Origin of the sequence: Streptomyces sp. R28 (assembly GCF_041052385.1) — a bacterium.
GTDB lineage: Bacteria > Actinomycetota > Actinomycetes > Streptomycetales > Streptomycetaceae > Streptomyces.
In genome coordinates this window covers 7,427,006-7,443,943 of record NZ_CP163439.1, presented here as the reverse complement: position 1 = coordinate 7,443,943, position 16,938 = coordinate 7,427,006, and the positions used below count along the sequence as shown (strand labels likewise).

General features: G+C 69.6%; 18 protein-coding genes and 5 tRNA genes. 6 read left to right on the top strand and 17 right to left on the bottom strand.

What is annotated here, in order from left to right:
• The first annotated feature begins 184 nt into the window (after nt 1-184).
• A complete protein-coding gene (locus AB5J49_RS33550; RefSeq protein WP_003997603.1) occupies nt 185-418 on the top strand; it encodes an Lrp/AsnC family transcriptional regulator in 234 nt (77 codons plus the stop codon).
• Nucleotides 419-438: 20 nt separating this feature from the next.
• A complete protein-coding gene (locus AB5J49_RS33545; protein WP_369172605.1) occupies nt 439-966 on the top strand; it encodes a DUF3515 domain-containing protein in 528 nt (175 codons plus the stop codon).
• A 43-nt stretch (nt 967-1,009) separates the two neighbouring features.
• On the opposite strand, the gene AB5J49_RS33540 is transcribed toward AB5J49_RS33545, so the two are convergent.
• The 3 genes from AB5J49_RS33540 to AB5J49_RS33530 are packed head-to-tail and all read right to left on the bottom strand — an operon-like array spanning nt 1,010 to nt 4,034.
• The gene (locus AB5J49_RS33540) at nt 1,010-2,167 is read right to left on the bottom strand and encodes a D-alanine--D-alanine ligase family protein (RefSeq protein WP_369172604.1); all 1,158 of its coding nucleotides are present in this window, start codon (nt 2,165-2,167) and stop codon (nt 1,010-1,012) included.
• 59 nt (nt 2,168-2,226) lie between these two features.
• Nucleotides 2,227-3,237: an NAD(P)H-dependent glycerol-3-phosphate dehydrogenase gene (locus AB5J49_RS33535; protein ID WP_369172603.1), complete on the bottom strand. Its 1,011-nt coding sequence runs from the start codon at nt 3,235-3,237 to the stop codon at nt 2,227-2,229.
• The gene (locus tag AB5J49_RS33530) at nt 3,234-4,034 is read right to left on the bottom strand and encodes a lysophospholipid acyltransferase family protein (protein ID WP_369172602.1); all 801 of its coding nucleotides are present in this window, start codon (nt 4,032-4,034) and stop codon (nt 3,234-3,236) included. The genes AB5J49_RS33535 and AB5J49_RS33530 overlap by 4 nt, the downstream gene beginning before the upstream one ends.
• A 169-nt stretch (nt 4,035-4,203) precedes the next feature.
• Here AB5J49_RS33530 and cofC point away from each other — a divergent pair, with 169 nt between their 5' ends.
• Both cofC and AB5J49_RS33520 read left to right on the top strand, forming a co-directional pair.
• A complete protein-coding gene (cofC, locus tag AB5J49_RS33525; RefSeq protein WP_369172601.1) occupies nt 4,204-4,842 on the top strand; it encodes a 2-phospho-L-lactate guanylyltransferase in 639 nt (212 codons plus the stop codon).
• Between the two features lie 132 nt (nt 4,843-4,974).
• Nucleotides 4,975-5,178, top strand: coding sequence for a hypothetical protein (locus AB5J49_RS33520; protein ID WP_369172600.1), 204 nt, complete (start codon nt 4,975-4,977; stop codon nt 5,176-5,178).
• Nucleotides 5,179-5,249: 71 nt separating this feature from the next.
• On the opposite strand, the gene AB5J49_RS33515 is transcribed toward AB5J49_RS33520, so the two are convergent.
• From AB5J49_RS33515 to leuC, 4 genes are all read right to left on the bottom strand, one after another.
• Nucleotides 5,250-5,894 (bottom strand): HU family DNA-binding protein, encoded by a 645-nt coding sequence (locus tag AB5J49_RS33515; protein WP_369172599.1) that lies wholly within the window; start codon nt 5,892-5,894, stop codon nt 5,250-5,252.
• 137 nt (nt 5,895-6,031) lie between these two features.
• Nucleotides 6,032-6,262 carry a hypothetical protein gene (locus AB5J49_RS33510; protein ID WP_369172598.1) on the bottom strand — a complete coding sequence of 77 codons (231 nt, stop codon included), beginning with the start codon at nt 6,260-6,262 and terminating at the stop codon, nt 6,032-6,034.
• Between the two features lie 266 nt (nt 6,263-6,528).
• Nucleotides 6,529-7,122, bottom strand: a complete 594-nt coding sequence (leuD, locus tag AB5J49_RS33505; RefSeq protein WP_369172597.1) for a 3-isopropylmalate dehydratase small subunit — start codon at nt 7,120-7,122, stop codon at nt 6,529-6,531.
• Between the two features lie 6 nt (nt 7,123-7,128).
• Nucleotides 7,129-8,559, bottom strand: a complete 1,431-nt coding sequence (gene leuC / locus AB5J49_RS33500; RefSeq protein WP_369172596.1) for a 3-isopropylmalate dehydratase large subunit — start codon at nt 8,557-8,559, stop codon at nt 7,129-7,131.
• A gap of 195 nt (nt 8,560-8,754) precedes the next feature.
• Here leuC and ndgR point away from each other — a divergent pair, with 195 nt between their 5' ends.
• Nucleotides 8,755-9,471, top strand: a complete 717-nt coding sequence (ndgR, locus tag AB5J49_RS33495; RefSeq protein ID WP_007384919.1) for an IclR family transcriptional regulator NdgR — start codon at nt 8,755-8,757, stop codon at nt 9,469-9,471.
• A gap of 73 nt (nt 9,472-9,544) precedes the next feature.
• Here ndgR and AB5J49_RS33490 read toward each other — a convergent pair whose 3' ends face one another.
• On the bottom strand, nt 9,545-10,066 hold the full coding sequence (locus AB5J49_RS33490) for a DUF4188 domain-containing protein (RefSeq protein ID WP_369172595.1): 522 nt from the start codon (nt 10,064-10,066) through the stop codon (nt 9,545-9,547).
• A gap of 89 nt (nt 10,067-10,155) precedes the next feature.
• On the opposite strand from AB5J49_RS33490, the gene AB5J49_RS33485 reads away from it, so the two are divergent.
• Nucleotides 10,156-10,800, top strand: a complete 645-nt coding sequence (locus AB5J49_RS33485; RefSeq protein WP_369172594.1) for a MerR family transcriptional regulator — start codon at nt 10,156-10,158, stop codon at nt 10,798-10,800.
• Nucleotides 10,801-10,850: 50 nt separating this feature from the next.
• Here AB5J49_RS33485 and AB5J49_RS33480 read toward each other — a convergent pair.
• The 9 genes from AB5J49_RS33480 to AB5J49_RS33440 all read right to left on the bottom strand — a co-directional run bounded on the left by AB5J49_RS33480 (nt 10,851) and on the right by AB5J49_RS33440 (nt 16,809).
• Nucleotides 10,851-10,926, bottom strand: a tRNA-Glu gene (locus AB5J49_RS33480).
• Nucleotides 10,927-10,954: 28 nt separating this feature from the next.
• A tRNA-Gln gene (locus AB5J49_RS33475) sits at nt 10,955-11,026 on the bottom strand.
• Between the two features lie 20 nt (nt 11,027-11,046).
• A tRNA-Glu gene (locus AB5J49_RS33470) sits at nt 11,047-11,119 on the bottom strand.
• Between the two features lie 29 nt (nt 11,120-11,148).
• Nucleotides 11,149-11,221, bottom strand: a tRNA-Glu gene (locus AB5J49_RS33465).
• A gap of 21 nt (nt 11,222-11,242) precedes the next feature.
• A tRNA-Gln gene (locus AB5J49_RS33460) sits at nt 11,243-11,314 on the bottom strand.
• Between the two features lie 90 nt (nt 11,315-11,404).
• Complete coding sequence (locus tag AB5J49_RS33455) at nt 11,405-12,136, bottom strand: HAD family hydrolase (protein WP_369172593.1); 732 nt, start codon at nt 12,134-12,136, stop codon at nt 11,405-11,407.
• A gap of 36 nt (nt 12,137-12,172) precedes the next feature.
• Nucleotides 12,173-14,389 (bottom strand): hypothetical protein, encoded by a 2,217-nt coding sequence (locus AB5J49_RS33450; protein ID WP_369172592.1) that lies wholly within the window; start codon nt 14,387-14,389, stop codon nt 12,173-12,175.
• A 166-nt stretch (nt 14,390-14,555) separates the two neighbouring features.
• A complete protein-coding gene (gene gltX, locus AB5J49_RS33445; protein ID WP_369172591.1) occupies nt 14,556-16,040 on the bottom strand; it encodes a glutamate--tRNA ligase in 1,485 nt (494 codons plus the stop codon).
• Nucleotides 16,024-16,809 carry a fumarylacetoacetate hydrolase family protein gene (locus tag AB5J49_RS33440; protein ID WP_369172590.1) on the bottom strand — a complete coding sequence of 262 codons (786 nt, stop codon included), beginning with the start codon at nt 16,807-16,809 and terminating at the stop codon, nt 16,024-16,026. The genes gltX and AB5J49_RS33440 overlap by 17 nt, the downstream gene beginning before the upstream one ends.
• Between the last annotated feature and the right edge of the window lie 129 nt (nt 16,810-16,938).

Genomic DNA, 16,938 nt, shown 5'->3' with positions numbered 1-16,938 from the left:
CTGTCCGCACCCGGTCGCGCGTCACTACTGTCCTCGCTACGGTCGAGGTGTACGTCAACTTCTCTCGTGCCTGCACCCCGGCGCGCAAGCCCCGGCCACCGCAGGTCTCCCCGCGGCGAGCGGCGACGCGATACCGTGGCGTTCCTTTTCCCCACATGATCCTCGTGGCCGCCCTGGAGGTTCCGTGGTACAGGCGTACATCCTGATCCAGACGGAGGTCGGCAAGGCGTCGACCGTCGCCGAGACGATCAGCAAGATCCCTGGAGTCATCCAGGCCGAGGACGTGACAGGACCGTACGACGTCATCGTGCGCGCCCAGGCCGACACAGTCGACGACCTGGGTCGCATGGTGGTCGCGAAGGTCCAGCAAGTGGACGGCATCACCCGCACCCTGACCTGCCCGGTCGTACATCTGTAGCCCCCGTCTAACCTTGGCCGGTGAACTCTTTCCGTCACCGGCACACTTCTGTCCTCGGGCTGCCCGCGCTGGTCCTGCTGATCACCGCCGCGGGCTGCTCATCAGCAGACGACAGCGCGTCGGCGGCGGTTCCCAGCCCCGGCGCGAAGGCCGCGAAGCTGTGTCAGAACCTCGACAAGGTACTGCCGGCCAAGGTGGACGGTGAGCGCCGTGAGGACCCCTCGCCCGCGTCCGCGCTGACCGCGGGCTGGGGGGACGACCCGGCGATCATACTGCGCTGCGGTGTCGTACGGCCGCCGAAGATGATCGATCCCAAAGTGGCCGAGGGGCGCGACCCGGACGCGGTCGCCGGTGGGGTCGAAGGCGTGAAGTGGCTGATGGAGAAGCAGGACGGCGGGGGGTACCGGTTCACGACCGCTAGCCGGCGCGCGTACGTCGAGGTCACCGTGGGGCAGGGCCGGGACAGTTCGAGTGTGCTGATCGATCTCGCGCCGGCCATCAAGAAGGCGATCCCCGCAGGGGTCGCCGACTTGACGGTGAGCAACTGAACGGCAGGCAGCCGAAGGGGCCCGCGCCCGACCGGTACGGCGGTCACCTGAGGCCGGTGGACCGCCGCATCGCCGCCTCGATCAGTTTGTCCACGAGGTCCGGGTAGCTGATCCCGCTGGCCTGCCACATCTGCGGGTACATCGAGATCGGCGTGAAACCGGGCATCGTGTTGATCTCGTTGATCACGAACTCCCCGTCCTCGGTGAGGAAGAAGTCCGCGCGCACCAGGCCCTCGCACGAAGCCGCCTCGAAGGCGTCCACCGCCAGGCGCTGGACCTCCGCGGTCTCCTCCGGCGTCAGGGGCGCGGGCACGATCCCCGGCGTCGAGTCGATGTACTTGGCCTCGAAGTCGTAGTACGCGTGCGCGTCCGGCGGCGGGATCTCGGCCGGTACGGAGGCCCGCGGCCCGTCCTCGAGCTCCAGCACCCCGCACTCGATCTCACGGCCGCGCAACGCGGCCTCGACGAGGATCTTCGGGTCGTGCCGCTGCGCCTCGGCGATCGCGTCGTCCAGGCCGGACAGGTCGTCGACCTTGGTGATGCCGATCGACGAACCCGCGCGCGCGGGCTTCACGAAGAGCGGCCAGCCGTGGTCGCCGGCGAGGTCGATGATCTTCTTGCGGGCGGCGGACTCGTCCTGCTCCCACTCACGCGGCCGGATCACCACGTACGGGCCCACCTTGAGCCCGAACGAGGTGAACACCCGCTTCATGTACTCCTTGTCCTGGCCGACGGCCGAGGCGAGCACGCCGGAACCCACGTACGGCACGCCGGAGAGCTCCAGCAGGCCTTGCAGGGTGCCGTCCTCGCCGTAGGGGCCGTGGAGCACCGGGAAGACGACGTCGATCTCGCCCAGCGCCTTGGGCACCGATCCGGGCTCGGTGTAGACGACTTCGCGGTTCGCCGGGTCGACGGGGAGCACCACGCCGCCCTCGTCGCCGTCGGTGAGATCCGCGACCTCGGGCGTACGGCGATCGGTGATCGCCATCCGTTCCGGTTCGTCCGCGGTGAGCACCCAGCGGCCTTCCCGCGTGATACCGATCGGCAGGACGTCGTACTTCGTCCGGTCGATCGCACTCAGTACGGCGCCGGCGGTGACCATGGAGATCCCGTGCTCGGAGCTGCGACCGCCGAACACGACGGCCACGCGCGGCTTGCGAGGCTGCTGGTCAGGGCTCTGGGGGAGGTTCTCGGTGCTCATATCGCGTTGAGCGTACCCGCCCGTAGGGTCCGAGTCAGCGTCCGGAGGGTGGGGTTCGCTCAGCGTCGCTCCGGCTTCGCGCTGCGCGACATCAGCTCCTTGAGCGCGACCACCGGCGGCTTGCCCTCGTGCACGATGCCGACGACCGTCTCCGTGATCGGCATGTCGACGCCGTGCCGACGGGCCAGATCCAGCACGGACTCACAGGACTTGACGCCCTCGGCGGTCTGCTTGGTGACCGCGATGGTCTCCTGCAGGGTCATGCCCTTGCCGAGGTTGGTGCCGAAGGTGTGGTTGCGGGACAGCGGCGAGGAGCAGGTCGCCACCAGGTCGCCCAGGCCCGCGAGTCCGGAGAACGTCAGCGGGTCGGCGCCCAGCGCGACCCCGAGCCGCGTGGTCTCGGCGAGGCCGCGCGTGATGAGCGAGCCCTTGGCGTTGTCGCCGAGGCCCATGCCGTCCGCGATGCCGACGGCGAGGCCGATGACGTTCTTCACGGCACCGCCCAGTTCGCAACCCACCACGTCCGTATTGGTGTAGGGGCGGAAGTACGGCGTGTGGCTGGCGGCCTGGAGGCGCTGCGCGACGGCCTCGTCGGTGCAGGCGACCACCGCGGCGGCCGGCATCCGCGCGGCGATCTCGCGGGCGAGGTTGGGTCCGGTGACCACGGCGATGCGGTCGTGGCCGACCTTGGCCACGTCCTCGATGACCTCGCTCATCCGCATGGTGGTGCCGAGTTCGACGCCCTTCATCAGCGACACGAGGACCGTGCCCGGCGCCAGCATCGGGGTCCACTCGGCGAGGTTGGCGCGCAGCGTCTGGGAGGGGACGGACAGCACCGTGAAGTCTGCGCCGGCCATGGCCTCGGCGGGGTCCGTGGTGGCCCGCACGCCTTGCGGGAGCTCGACGCCGGGGAAGTAGTCGGGGTTCGTACGGCTCGAGTTGATGGCCTCGGCGACCTCGGCGCGACGGGCCCACAGGGTGACCTCGCATCCCGCGTCGGCGAGGACGATACCGAAGGCGGTTCCCCACGAACCCGCACTCAGAACTGCCGCCTTGACGGGCTTGCTCACGTGCCCTGCCCCTCTTCCTGTCCGGCCGTTTCCTGTCCGGCGCTCAGCTGCGTCTGCCGGTTCTGCGCGGCGGTCCTGCGGCGCTGCTCGATGCGCTCCTGGCGCGGATCGTACGGCGTCTCGGGCGCCTTCTCGCCGCGGATCTCCTCCAGCTGGCGGGTGATGGCGGCCATGATGACCTCGGTCGCTTCCTTGAGCAGCTCCGGGGTCATCTCCTTGTCGTAGAAGCGCCCGAGGTCCACGGGCGGGCCCGCGAGGACCCGGTGGGTCTTGCGCGGAAGGACGTTGGCCTTCTTCGCGTAGGGCGGCAGCAGTTCGTTGGCACCCCACTGCGCGACCGGGATCACCGGGCACTTGGTCTGCAGCGCGACGCGTGCGGCGCCGGTCTTGCCGGTCATCGGCCACTGGTCGGGGTCGCGGGTGATGGTGCCCTCGGGGTAGAACGCGACGCACTCGCCGCGCTCCACGGCGGCGATCGCGGCCCGGAAGGCGCTCAGCGCGTCCGTGGTTTCCCGGTAGACGGGGATCTGCCCGGTGCCGCGCATCGCGGCGCCGACGAATCCCTTCCGGAAAAGCCCGCTCTTCGCGAGGAATCGCGGAACCCGGCCGGTGTTGTACTGAAAGTGCGCGTACGCGAAGGGATCGATGTGCGAATTATGGTTCACCGCGGTGATAAATCCACCCTCGGCCGGAATGTGCTCCATTCCGCGCCAGTCCCGCTTGACCAGAACCACCAGCGGCGGTTTGCAGAGCACCGCGGCGAAGCGGTACCAGAAGCCGATTCTGCGGCGGGGCACGCGGACACCTTCCTCTAGGGATCAAGGACATCGGGCCGGAGGGCCGCACAAGTGTCGCCCCAGGCCGCCGGTCTGTCGAGAACACCGTACGCCTCGCCACCGCAACCGCCAGATGCCCCTGGTGACGGCTGAGTGACAATGGCCGCGACAAGAGAGGGACGAAACGCTCGTGCAGTGGACCTTGGTCATACCCCTGAAGCCCCTGGCGCTGGCGAAGAGCAGGCTTTCGGACACCGCGAGCGACGGATTGCGCCCGGGCCTGGCCCTCGCCTTCGCCCAGGACACCGTCGCAGCGGCGCTGGCCAGCGCGGCGGTGAAGGATGTGGCAGTCGTCACGAACGACACCCTGGCCGGCCGCGAGCTGGGCGCACTTGGCGCGCACATCGTCCCGGACGAGCCGGGAGACGGCCTGAACGCGGCACTGGCGCACGGGGCGGCAGTCGTACGCTCATCCCGCCCCGAAAGCGCCGTGGCAGCCCTCAACGCCGATCTCCCCGCCCTGCGCCCCCTGGAATTGGCCCGGGTCCTGGACTCGGCCGCTCAATTCCCACGCGCTTTTCTCCCGGATGCGGCCGCAATCGGCACGACGCTACTGGCCGCCGCTCCGGGCCAGGAATTACTTCCGGCATTCGGCACGGATTCCCGGGCCCGCCATCGCGCGTCGGGGGCGGTGGAACTCCCCCTCGCCGACGTGGATTCCGTACGCCAGGACGTGGACACCGGCGCCGACCTGCGCGCGGCACTGGCCCTGGGCGTAGGCCCGCGCACAGCGATGGCAGCGGCACGGCTGCTGATCAAGGAACAGTAAGGGCAACGCCCCAAGGCGCCGCGGGGCCGTGTCCATATGCGGCTCCGCCGCGTGGGCGCGACCAGCCCCACGGCGCCGCAGCCGAACAACCACCCGTCGCGGCCTCCCGGCGGAACGCATACGCTGGCCGTCATGCAGGCCACCGCATACACCTACGACGCCGAAACCCGCTCCGGCAGCGTGCTGCTGGACGACGGCACCCCCGTCCCCTTCGACGCCCCGGCCTTCGACGCGGGCGGCCTGAGGCTGCTGCGCCCCGGGCAACGGGTCCGCATCGAGACGGAGGGCGAGGGCGAGTCCCTGCGCATCACGCTGGTAACCCTGCAAACGCTGTGAACGGCGGCTGAACACGCCGCGGGCCGGACTCCCCACGGAGTCCGGCCCGGCGCGTGAGTGCCCCTGCGGTTCTACCTCTTGCGGGCGGTGGCCTTCTTGGCGGTGGTCTTGCGAGCCGTCGACTTCTTGGCGGGCGCCTTCTTGGCGGTCGCCTTCTTCGCCGGGGCCTTCTTGGCCGTCGCCTTCTTCGCGGTGGTCTTCTTCGCCGCGGTGGTCTTGGCGGTCGCCGTGGTCTTCTTCGCCGGCGCCTTCTTCGCGGTGGTCTTCTTGGCGGCGGCCGTGGTCTTCTTGGCCGTCGTCTTCTTCGCCGTCGCCTTCTTCGCGGCGGCCGCCTTGGTGGTCTTCTTCGCGGCGGCCTTCTTGACCGTCGCCGCGGCACCACCGGTCAGGCTGCCCTTGGGCGCCTTCTTGACCGCGACCTCGCCGCCCCGCGGGAGCTTCTTCGAGCCGCTCACCAGGTCCTTGAAGCCCTGACCCGCACGGAAGCGCGGAACGGAGGTCTTCTTGACCCGAACCCGCTCGCCCGTCTGAGGGTTACGGGCGTACCGAGCCGGGCGGTCGACCTTCTCGAACGAACCGAAGCCGGTGACGGAGACCCGCTCACCCGAGACGACCGCGCGGACGATGGCGTCCAGTACGTGGTCGACAGCATCGGCGGCCTGCTGGCGGCCGCCCATCTTGTCGGCAATCGCTTCTACGAGCTGCGCCTTGTTCACGTCTTCCCCTTCGGAGACATCGCCAGAACGAAAGTGTTCAAGCTTTTTCGCACGTTAGGCAGATATATACCGCAAATCAAACACGAAACGGGCTAATCACCCTTGTGCCGCAACAGACTCGACGGTCTTGAAGGTGTTCAGCGTTCCTCTTCGGGGAATCGCCCCGCGTCGAGGTCCGCGATGAACGCCTCCAGACGCCTTGTCGCTTCGGCGACGTCGTGTTTGGCCGCGGCCGTAATGACCAGCAGCTTCCGGGTCAGCGCCATCCGTACGCCCTCCGGGACTTGCAGTGCGCGCACCCTTGCATGCGCTTCCTTCAGTTGGCCCGCGACTGCCGCATAGAGCTCGAGTTGGCCGTCGTGTTCCATGCACAGATTGTGCCATCTGGGGCGAGTTGTCGCCTGCCAGGGGTGCAACTCCGGCCTCAAATGGCCTTCCGGGCACTTGCGGAAGCCACGGCTACAGGACTCGCGTACCCCAGCAACACCCTTCGTAACGTGGGAAGTTGAACTCCGCACCCACGCCGCGCAGGGCCGTTCGGGTGCAGACATGGCAGTACCCCCGATCGGGGCCGATCGGGGGTACTGCGCGGGTGTTTTGGTGGCCGAAAGTCGCCTTGCGCCGAAGCCTTGGCTCAGGCCTGGAGCGTGCGCGGCTTGAACGACGGCCGCTTCGCCTCGTAGGCGGCGATGTCGGCCTCGTTCTGCAGGGTGATCGAGATGTCGTCGAGGCCGTTCAGCAGCCTCCAGCGGGAGTTCTCGTCCAGCTCGAAGGCGGCGGTGATGCCCTCGGCGCGCACCTCACGGGCCTCGAGGTCGACCGTGATCTCGGCCTGCGGGTCCTTCTCGGTGAGCTCCTGCAGCGCGTCCACGATCTTCTGCTCCAGAACCACCGTGAGCAGGCCGTTCTTGAGCGAGTTGCCGCGGAAGATGTCCGCGAAGCGCGAGGAGATGACGGCCTTGAAGCCGTAGTTCTGCAGCGCCCACACGGCGTGCTCACGGGAGGAACCGGTGCCGAAGTCGGGACCGGCGACCAGAACCGTGGCGCCTTGGCGCTCGGGCTGGTTGAGGATGAACGTCTCGTCCTTGCGCCAGGCCTCGAACAGCCCGTCCTCGAACCCGTCCCGAGTCACCTTCTTGAGCCAGTGAGCAGGGATGATCTGGTCGGTGTCGACGTTGGAGCGGCGCAGCGGAACGGCCCGGCCGGTGTGCGTGGTGAATGCTTCCATGACTTCTCAGACTCCAGCGGGCGTACGGGTCTCGGCGTCGGACAGGTCGGCCGGGGAGGCCAGGTGGCCCAGCACGGCGGTCGCGGCGGCGACCTGCGGCGACACCAGGTGCGTACGGCCGCCCTTGCCCTGCCTGCCCTCGAAGTTGCGGTTGGAGGTGGACGCGGAGCGCTCACCGGGAGCCAGCTGGTCGGGGTTCATGCCCAGACACATCGAGCAGCCCGCGTGCCGCCACTCGGCGCCGGCCTCCTTGAAGACCACGTCCAGACCCTCGGAGACGGCCTGCAGACCCACCCGCGCGGAGCCCGGAACGACCAGCATCCGCAGGCCGTCGGCGACTTTGCGGCCCTTGAGGAGGTCGGCGGCCGCGCGCAGGTCCTCGATCCGGCCATTGGTGCAGGAGCCTACGAAGACGGTGTCCACCTTGATGGAGCGCAGCGGCTGACCGGCCTCCAACCCCATGTATTCCAGGGCCTTTTCGGCGGCGAGGCGCTCCGAAGCGTCTTCGTACGAAGCAGGATCGGGGACGTCCGCCGAAAGCGGCGCGCCCTGGCCCGGGTTGGTGCCCCAGGTGACGAACGGCGACAGCTCGGCGGCCTCGATGACGACCTCGGCGTCGAACTCGGCGTCCTCGTCCGTCTTCAGCGTCTTCCAGTACGCGACGGCCGCGTCCCAGTCCTCGCCCTTGGGCGCGTGCGGACGGCCCTCGAGGTACTCGAAGGTGGTCTCGTCGGGGGCGATCATGCCCGCGCGGGCGCCGGCCTCGATCGACATGTTGCAGATGGTCATGCGGGCTTCCATCGAGAGCTTCTCGATGGCGGAGCCGCGGTACTCCAGGACGTAGCCCTGGCCGCCGCCCGTACCGATCCGGGCGATGATCGCCAGGATCAGGTCCTTGGCGGTGACGCCGTCGGGCAGTTCGCCGTTGACCGTGATGGCCATGGTCTTGGGGCGGACCAGCGGCAGCGTCTGGGTGGCCAGCACGTGCTCCACCTGGGAGGTGCCGATGCCGAACGCCAGGCCGCCGAAGGCGCCGTGCGTGGAGGTGTGGGAGTCGCCGCAGACGACCGTCATACCGGGCTGGGTCAGACCCAGCTGCGGGCCGACGACGTGCACGACACCCTGCTCGACGTCGCCCAGCGGGTGCAGGCGCACACCGAACTCGGCGGCGTTCTTGCGCAGCGTCTCCAGCTGGATGCGGGAGACCGGGTCGGCGATGGGCTTGTCGATGTCGAGGGTCGGGGTGTTGTGGTCCTCGGTGGCGATGGTCAGGTCGAGCCGGCGCACCTGGCGCCCGCTCTTGCGGAGGCCGTCGAAGGCCTGCGGGCTGGTCACCTCGTGCAGCAGGTGCAGATCGATGAAGAGGAGGTCGGGCTCGCCCTCGGCGCGCCGGACGACATGGTCGTCCCAGACCTTCTCCGCGAGTGTCCTACCCATCGCTTTCCCTCCGGCCGGCGAGCGTCCACCGGCCCAACTAGAGATCTTGAGGAAGCAGCGCCCGCCGCCCCTGTTCGGGCGTCCGCCACCGGGCCCGTTTGTCTGCGGGCCGCATTGCCTTCGTGTCTTCCAGAGTGGCGTGTTCCACGCAAAATTGAACTTGCGTTTCACAGAGTGAGACGCGAGTATCGTTTCATGGACAACAGTAGCGGCGTCGGCGTCCTGGACAAGGCAGCCCTTGTCCTGAGCGCCCTGGAGTCCGGTCCGGCCACCCTCGCGGGGCTTGTGGCGGCCACCGGATTGGCACGACCCACGGCCCATCGGCTGGCCGTGGCACTGGAACACCACCGCATGGTGGCGCGCGACATGCAGGGCCGTTTCATTCTGGGCCCTCGCCTCGCGGAGCTGGCCGCGGCGGCCGGCGAGGACCGTCTCCTCGCCACGGCGGGCCCGGTGCTCACCCACCTCCGGGACATCACGGGCGAGAGCGCGCAGCTCTACCGCCGCCAGGGCGACATGCGCATCTGCGTCGCCGCGGCGGAACGCCTGTCCGGCCTCCGGGACACGGTCCCGGTCGGCTCGACGCTCACGATGAAGGCGGGCTCCTCGGCGCAGATCCTCATGGCCTGGGAGGAGCCGGAGCGCCTGCACCGCGGTCTGCAGGGCGCCCGCTTCACGGCCACCGCGCTCTCCGGCGTACGACGCCGGGGCTGGGCCCAGTCGATCGGTGAGCGCGAGCCGGGCGTCGCGTCCGTCTCCGCGCCCGTACGCGGCCCGTCGAACCGCGTGGTGGCCGCCGTGTCCGTCTCCGGCCCCATCGAGCGCCTGACCCGCCACCCGGGCCGTATGCACGCCCAGGCGGTCATCGACGCCGCGGCCCGCCTGTCGGAGGCCCTGCGCCGCACCGGCTGACGTCGGGCGCGTCAGCGGGGAGAGCCTGCCTCAACGCCGCGGCAGACCCTCCCCGCTCCCCCGAGCCCCCCGGTCATCTGGCTTCTTCGGCCGCCTTCGCCTTCGACCGGTACGCGAACCGGTCCTTCGCGTAGCGCCCCCGCTTCTCCAGCGGCACCTGCCCGTGCGCCGCCGCGAGTCCGAACGCCGGCATGTCCACGTAGACCGACTCGTACGACCCCTCGGGCACCACGTAGGCCTCGTGCCACAGCCCCACATGCCCGCGCACCTTGCCCTCCCGGTCCTTGCGGTTGAAGATCGCCCACGCCCGGTGATGGAGCGTGTCGGGCGAGGTCGCGTACGCGTAGAGCTTCTCCTTGGACTCCCAGTACTGGACCACGTAGTACGTCCGCGGCGAGGCCGTCAGCAGCACATGCCCGAGCAGTCCCCGCTCCGGAGCCTTCTGCAGCTCGCGCAGCATCCGCGGTATGGCGAGGGCGACCGGGAACCAGTGGTGCACGGCCCAGAAGCGGTTGATGCGCATACCGATCAGCAGCACCACGACATCGCCTTCCGCTGCTGCGGTCGTTTGACCCGACGTCGGCTTCACGAACATGACGACCCCCTGGCTCCCCTGTCGGATAGCGGCACTATCCTTCTCGGTGATGCTTGGATAGTGGCACTCCCCAAGGAAGGGCGCAAGAGATGCGACTGGCGGAACTGAGCGAGCGCAGCGGGGTGCCCCTCGCGACGATCAAGTACTACCTGCGCGAAGGGCTGTTGGCGCCCGGCCGCCAGATCAACGCCCGCACCGCCGAGTACGACGAGGAGCATCTGCGCCGGCTGCGCCTGGTGCGCGCGATGATCCAGGTCGGTCGGCTCCCGGTCGCGACGGTCCGGGAGGTGCTCGGGCACGTCGACGACGACTCGCTGGGCCGCCCGATCCGCCTCGGCGCGGCGATGTGGGCGCTGCCGCAGGCGCCGGAGCCGGACGAGGACGACGAGTACGTCCAGGCCGCACAGCAGGAGGTCAGCACGCTCCTGGACCGGCTCGGCTGGGAGAACGCCAAGCAGCTCACGACCATCTCCCCCGCGTACCGCTCGCTGGTGGTGGCGGTGGCCGCGTTCCGCCGGCTCGGCTACGACTGGGGGGCCGAACTGCTCACGCCGTACGCGGAGTTGATGCACCGGACCGCCGTCCTCGACCTGGACAACCTGGAGACGCACCCGTCGGAGGCGGAACGGATCGAGTTCGCGATCCTGGGGGCGATCCTCAACGAGCCGGTGCTGCAGGCGCTGCACCGGCTGGCCCAGGAGGAGGAGTCGACACGGCGGGACGGCTTCGAATAGCCGACGCCTGGCACGACAAAGACCCTCCGCCGAAGCGAAGGGCCTTCATGTGGTACCCCCGACCGGATTCGAACCGGCGCTACCGCCTTGAGAGGGCGGCGTGCTAGGCCGCTACACAACGGGGGCATGGAGCCTGCGTTTCCGCAGGTCCGAGCTGGTCTACCTGGACTCGAACCAAGACTAACTGAACCAGAATCAGTCGTGCTGCCAATTACACCATAGACCAATGTGGTTTAGACCAGACAGTACCCCCGACCGGATTCGAACCGGCGCTACCGCCTTGAGAGGGCGGCGTGCTAGGCCGCTACACAACGGGGGCCCTAGCGATCCCGAGTTGATCGAGATCAGTACCCCCGACCGGATTCGAACCGGCGCTACTGCCTTGAGAGGGCAGCGTGCTAGGCCGCTACACAACGGGGGCTTTGCAGATGAGCTCTGCGAGCTGGCCTACCTGGACTCGAACCAAGACTAACTGAACCAGAATCAGTCGTGCTGCCAATTACACCATAGGCCACTGGAACGCAAGCCCCTGCGGGGATCTTGTTCTAGTTTGCTCCGTCGGTTCCGGCCTTTCGGCCCGCTTCCCGGCGGCGCAGGAAGAACATTACCCGAAGGTGGACGGGGCTCCAAAACGGGTATCCGAGCCGAGGATCGCGGGCAGTTCGGCGAGGGTGGCGATCCGGTGCGGTCCGCCGGGGGCGTCGACGCTGGTGTACGCGCCGTCACGGTCGATCCACACCGACAGAAGCCCGGCGTCCGCGGCACCCCGCCCGTCGATCTCCGGGTGATCGCCGACATACGCCACCTGGTGCGGGGCGAGCTCCAGCGCGGCGCAGGCGGCGTGGAAGGCGCCGGCCTCCGGCTTGGAGACGCCGAGCTCGGCCGCGCACAGGACGGCCTCGAAGCGGTCGTACACGCCGAGCACGCGCAGCTTGCGGTCCTGGACGTGGATGCTGGAGTTGGACAGCACCGCGTGCCGGTGGCTGGCCGCGAGGGCGTCCAGGACCGGCAGGACGTCCGGAAAGAGGGCCCAGGCGGTCTCGTAGTGCCCGATGTACCGCTCGAACCAGGCGTCGGCCTCGGCGTCGGTCAGCTCCTCGCCGAGGAACACCCGCACCCGGTCGCGGCGCTGCCCTTGGAAGGTGGCCTCCCCCGCGGAGAACCGCGCCCACTGGGCGTCGGTGACCGCCCGCCAGCGCACGATGGCCTGCTCGACGCTGTCGTACCCGTCGAGCAGGCCCTCGGCCAGCAGGTGCGCGCGCATGCCCACACGGTCCGCGGTGGTGTAGTCGAAGATGGTGTCGTCCACGTCCCAGACCACGGCCCGAATGCTCATGATCCGACGGTAGCTCGGACGGCCGGAGCCTGTCCGTCAGTTGACCGTGGTCGTGCCGGTCGCGGTGAGGGCGGGGCCCTCGTTGTCGCGTGGCTCGGCGGTCAGTTTCCAGGTGTACGTGCCGGTGACGCGGCGGCCGTCGTCCCCGTAGCCGTCCCAGGCGGCGCGGACGGCGGCACCCTTGGTGCTGCCCGTGAGGGTGCGGATCACCGTGCCGCTGCTGTTGCTCAGGGCGAGTGTCCAGGTGGCGGGCTTGTTGAGCTGCCAGACGGGCTGCCAGGGGTTCGCCTTCGTCGGGCCGCCCGGGACGGCGTCGGTCTGGGACTCCATCTGCGCGAGCGCCGAGGCGGGGACGCCGCTGGGGACGATCGAGACCTCGCCGTAGGTGCCGTTGAGGTAGGCGATGTGGCCGCCGAAGCGGTCGACGGCCCAGCGGCCGTTGCTGCCTCCGGCGTTCTGGTCCGCGGTGGGCAGCTTGACCAGGGTGCGGGTGGCCGCCGTTCCGGTGTGGAAGTCGGTGAGCAGCAGTTCGTGGGTGGTGCGGTTCTCGCGGAGCAGGTAGCCGTCGGCGAGGCGGGCCGGGCCGCTGTCGGACGGGACCGTGATCTTCCGGTTGGTCGCCCGGTCGTAGACGCCCGCGGTGGAGCCGCAGGACCAGTACAACCAGGTGTTCACGGCCTGGATGTCGGTGGGGGTGCAGGGGGCGCCCGTGGCGACGGTGGTGACCGTCTGGCCGGTCTTGAGATGCTTTCCGACGACCGCGCCCTGGGTGCTGCCGGGGGTCCACATCACCTGGCCCCAGACGGCTGCGGCGGTGCGGGTGCGGCTGAGGGTGGTCTCGCCGGCGGTCGTGCCGTTCGGGAAGTCGACGACCTTCTGAGTGCCGGAGCCGCCGTTGTGGAGCACGTAGCGGCCGGTGCCGCCGGGGATGCGGCCGCCGGAGTCGCCCGTGGGCTCGTTGCGGCTGGTCGTGGTGTCGAGGCCGACGCTGATGACGGATTCCAGGCCCTCGGCGTTGGCCCACAAATAGGCGACCCGGCCGTCGCCCAGGGCCTCCAGCTGGGGGCAGGCGGCGTCGCCGGTGAGGCAGGTGATCTCGCTCAGTGCCGCGCTGCGAGGGGTCTGCTGACCGGTGGGCCTGCCCGTCGCGTCCAGCTGGAAGCTGTTGAAGCGGGGGTAGCCGCCGCCGGTCGTCCTGCCGTACAGGAACAACTCGCCGCCGGCGAGGGCCAGTCCGTCGACGCCGGTCGCGTACGCGGGGATCTGGGCGACCTTCTCGGTGGCGAGCCCGCCGTCCTGGGCGGGGGTGATCCGGTGGATGTTCCAGTCGAGGCTGGACGGTCCTGCGGTGGCGAGTGCGCCGCCGTCCAGGGTCGGGCCGATTCCGCCGAAGGACGGGCTGAGCACGGTGGTCGCGGCGCCGGTCACAAGGGAGCGGGCGTTGAGTGCGGGCTGGGTGCCGACCGGGAGGAAGTCCGGGTTTCCGGCGAGGACTTGGTCGCCCACGACGGCTTCGGGCCGGCCGGGCAGCCCGGTGACGGCGGTGGGCTCGGTGCCGGGCTCGGCGTCGACGCGGACCGCCTTCCAGCCGGCGACGACCCAGCGGTCGTTGAAGACGACCTCCGAGTCCGCGCCCAGGCCGCTGACGTACGTGCGGAAGGCTCCGTCCGCGAGGTCGAGGAGGCCGACGGACCTTGTGCCGTCCAGCGTGTACACGACCGCGAGACGGCGGACCGAGCCGCCGGTGAGGTAGGCGGCGGGCTGGGCGCCCGCGGGGAAGCCGGTGACCGCGATGTCCGTGGTGGTGCCGTCGGCGGCGGCGCGCAGCACGTGCAGGGCTCCGCCGGTGTCCTGGGTCAGCACGCTCCAGCCGACAGTGGCCTTGTAGGTCTGGCCGGACGGGATCGTGACGGTGGCGGTCGCGCCTGTGGAACGGTGCTTCTGCGTGACGGTGGAGCTGCCGCGGCCGGTGATGACGACGTCGGTCCCGGTCGCCAGGTCGTCCGGACCCGCGTGCGCGGGCGGGGCGACGTCCGGGTAGTCCACCCAGGTCGTCGAGGAACCGGCGTCCGGCCGGTACTGGACCCCGGACGCGCCGGCCCACATGTACACGATCTCCAGTCGCTTCTCCTTACTGAGCCGGACCGTCCCCACGGGTGCGTCCGCGGCCTGCGCGGGCACGATCGGCAGGGCGCACGTCAGGGCCACCGCGCCGCTGAGCGCCACTGCGGCAAGTCTTCGTGAACGAGTCACGTTCCCCTCCCCCTGTAACAGGGTGCACACGGGCATCATGTGCACGGGGAGCATCCAACGTGCCTTCGGCAAGCAGGGGTTGGCCGGAGAGATGAACTCCGGGTGACGTGTGGGCGGACATGCCAAGGGCGGCGCCCGAACCGGACGCCGCCCCGCTGTGCACGTGCTATGCGGCCAGCTTCGCCAGTGCCGCGTCGATCCGGGCCAGGGTCTTGTCCTTGCCCAGGACCTCCAGGGACTCGAAGAGGGGCAGACCGACCGTGCGGCCGGTGACGGCCACGCGGACGGGGGCCTGGGCCTTGCCGAGCTTGAGGCCGTGGGCCTCGCCGGCGGCCAGGACGGCCTCCTTCAGCGACTCCGGGGAGGTCCAGTCGGCCGCGTCCAGCTTCTCGCGGGCCGTGCGCAGGAGGGCGTCCGAGCCCTCCTTCATGGCCTTGTTCCAGCTCGCCTCGTCCACCGCCGGCTCCGGCAGGAACAGGAAGTCGACGTTGTCCGTGATCTCCGAGAGCACCTTCAGGCGGGTCTGGGCGTGCGGGGCGATCGCCTGCCACTTCACCTCGTCGAAGGCCTCCGGGGCCCAGGGGGCGAACGGGGCCTGGAGCCACGGGCGGCAGCGCTCGGTGAAGTCCTTCACATCCAGCAGGCGGATGTGGTCGCCGTTGATCGACTCGCACTTCTTCAGGTCGAAGCGGGCCGGGTTGGGCTGCACGTCCGCGACGTCGAACGCCGCGACCATCTCGTCCATCGTGAAGATGTCCTGGTCGGCCGAGAGCGACCAGCCGAGCAGGGAGAGGTAGTTGAGCAGGCCCTCCGGCAGGAAGCCGCGCTCGCGGTAGAGGTTCAGCGACGACTCCGGGTCGCGCTTGGAGAGCTTCTTGTTGCCCTCGCCCATCACGTACGGCAGGTGACCGAAGGCCGGGATCCGCTTCGCGATGCCCAGCTCCGTCAGCGCCTTGTACAGGGCGATCTGCCGGGGCGTCGAGGAGAGCAGGTCCTCGCCACGCAGGACGTGGGTGATCTCCATCAGGGCGTCGTCGACCGGGTTCACCAGCGTGTACAGCGGGGCGCCGTTCGCGCGGACGATGCCGTAGTCCGGGACGTTCTCCGGCGTGAAGGTCAGCTCGCCGCGGACCAGGTCCGTGAAGGTGATCGTCTCGTCGGGCATGCGGAAACGGACGATCGGCGCACGGCCCTGGGCCTTGTACTCCTCGACCTGCGCGTCGGTCAGGTCGCGGCAGTGACCGTCGTAGCCGGACGGCTTGCCTGCCGCGCGGGCGGCCTCGCGGCGGGTGTCCAGCTCCTCCTGGGAGCAGTAGCAGTGGTAGGCGTGACCGCCGTCCAGGAGCTTGGCCGCGACGTCCTTGTAGAGGTCCATGCGCTGCGACTGGCGGTACGGCGCGTGCGGGCCGCCGACCTCGGGGCCCTCGTCCCAGTCGAAGCCGAGCCAGCGCATCGAGTCGAGCAGCTGGTCGTAGGACTCCTCGGAGTCGCGGGCCGCGTCGGTGTCCTCGATGCGGAAGACGAGCGTGCCCTGGTGGTGCCGGGCGAACGCCCAGTTGAACAGGGCGGTGCGGACCAGGCCCACGTGGGGGTTACCGGTGGGCGAGGGGCAGAAACGTACGCGGACGGGTGCGCTAGCCACGCTTGACAACCTTGTTGGTGAGAGAGCCGATGCCTTCGATGGTGACGGCGACCTCGTCGCCGACGTTGAGGGACCCGACGCCTGCCGGGGTGCCCGTGAGGATCACGTCGCCCGGGAGCAGCGTCATGGCCTCGGAGATGTTGACGATCAGATCCTCGATCGGGTGGATCATCTCGCTGGTGCGGCCCAGCTGGCGCTGTTCGCCGTTGACCGTGAGCTGGATGGTCAGGTCGGACGCCGTTTCGAGGTCCAGGTCCGTCTCCACCCAGGGGCCCAGCGGGCAGGAGGTGTCGAAGCCCTTGGCCCGTGCCCACTGCTTCTCGCGCTTCTGGACGTCGCGGGCGGTGATGTCGTTGGCGCAGGTGAAGCCGAAGATCACGTCCTTGACGCGCTCGCGCGGGACCTCGCGGCACATGCGGCCGATGACGACGGCCAGTTCGGCCTCGTGGTGGAGGTCCTCGGTGAAGGACGGGTACTGGATCTCGTCGCCGGAGCCGATCACCGCGGTGGACGGCTTGAAGAAGGCGAACGGGGCGTCGGGCACTTCGTTGCCGAGTTCGCGCGCGTGCTCGGCGTAGTTACGGCCGAAGGCCACGACCTTGTTGGGAAGCACCGGCGGCAGCAGCCTGACCTTGCTCAGCGGCACCTTCGTGCCGGAGAGCTCGAAGTCCGCGAACGGGATGCCCTTGATGATGTCGAGGACGAGCTCGTCCGGCTTGTCGCCCTCGACCGCGCCGAAGGCGACGTTCCCGTCGATGGAGAATCTGGCGATGCGCACGGGATCTCGCGCCCCTCACTTAAGCCGGCTGGAGTCTGACGCTCCAGGCTAGCGCGGTGAGGAGCGGGCGCCTCGCGCATTACCGCGGGCGCCCCGGCGTCGTACGTGACCGAATGTTCGTACGTGATT

Excerpts from the sequence above, each read along its gene's own strand:
- AB5J49_RS33540 (WP_369172604.1), bottom strand. The coding sequence starts at position 2,167 with ATGAGCACCGAGAACCTCCCCCAGAGCCCTGACCAGCAGCCTCGCAAG.
- AB5J49_RS33520 (WP_369172600.1), top strand. The coding sequence starts at position 4,975 with ATGCAGGCCACCGCATACACCTACGACGCCGAAACCCGCTCCGGCAGC.
- AB5J49_RS33510 (WP_369172598.1), bottom strand. The coding sequence starts at position 6,262 with ATGGAACACGACGGCCAACTCGAGCTCTATGCGGCAGTCGCGGGCCAA.
- leuD (WP_369172597.1), bottom strand. The coding sequence starts at position 7,122 with ATGGAAGCATTCACCACGCACACCGGCCGGGCCGTTCCGCTGCGCCGC.
- leuC (WP_369172596.1), bottom strand. The coding sequence starts at position 8,559 with ATGGGTAGGACACTCGCGGAGAAGGTCTGGGACGACCATGTCGTCCGG.
- ndgR (WP_007384919.1), top strand. The coding sequence starts at position 8,755 with ATGGACAACAGTAGCGGCGTCGGCGTCCTGGACAAGGCAGCCCTTGTC.
- AB5J49_RS33490 (WP_369172595.1), bottom strand. The coding sequence starts at position 10,066 with ATGTTCGTGAAGCCGACGTCGGGTCAAACGACCGCAGCAGCGGAAGGC.
- AB5J49_RS33485 (WP_369172594.1), top strand. The coding sequence starts at position 10,156 with ATGCGACTGGCGGAACTGAGCGAGCGCAGCGGGGTGCCCCTCGCGACG.
- AB5J49_RS33455 (WP_369172593.1), bottom strand. The coding sequence starts at position 12,136 with ATGAGCATTCGGGCCGTGGTCTGGGACGTGGACGACACCATCTTCGAC.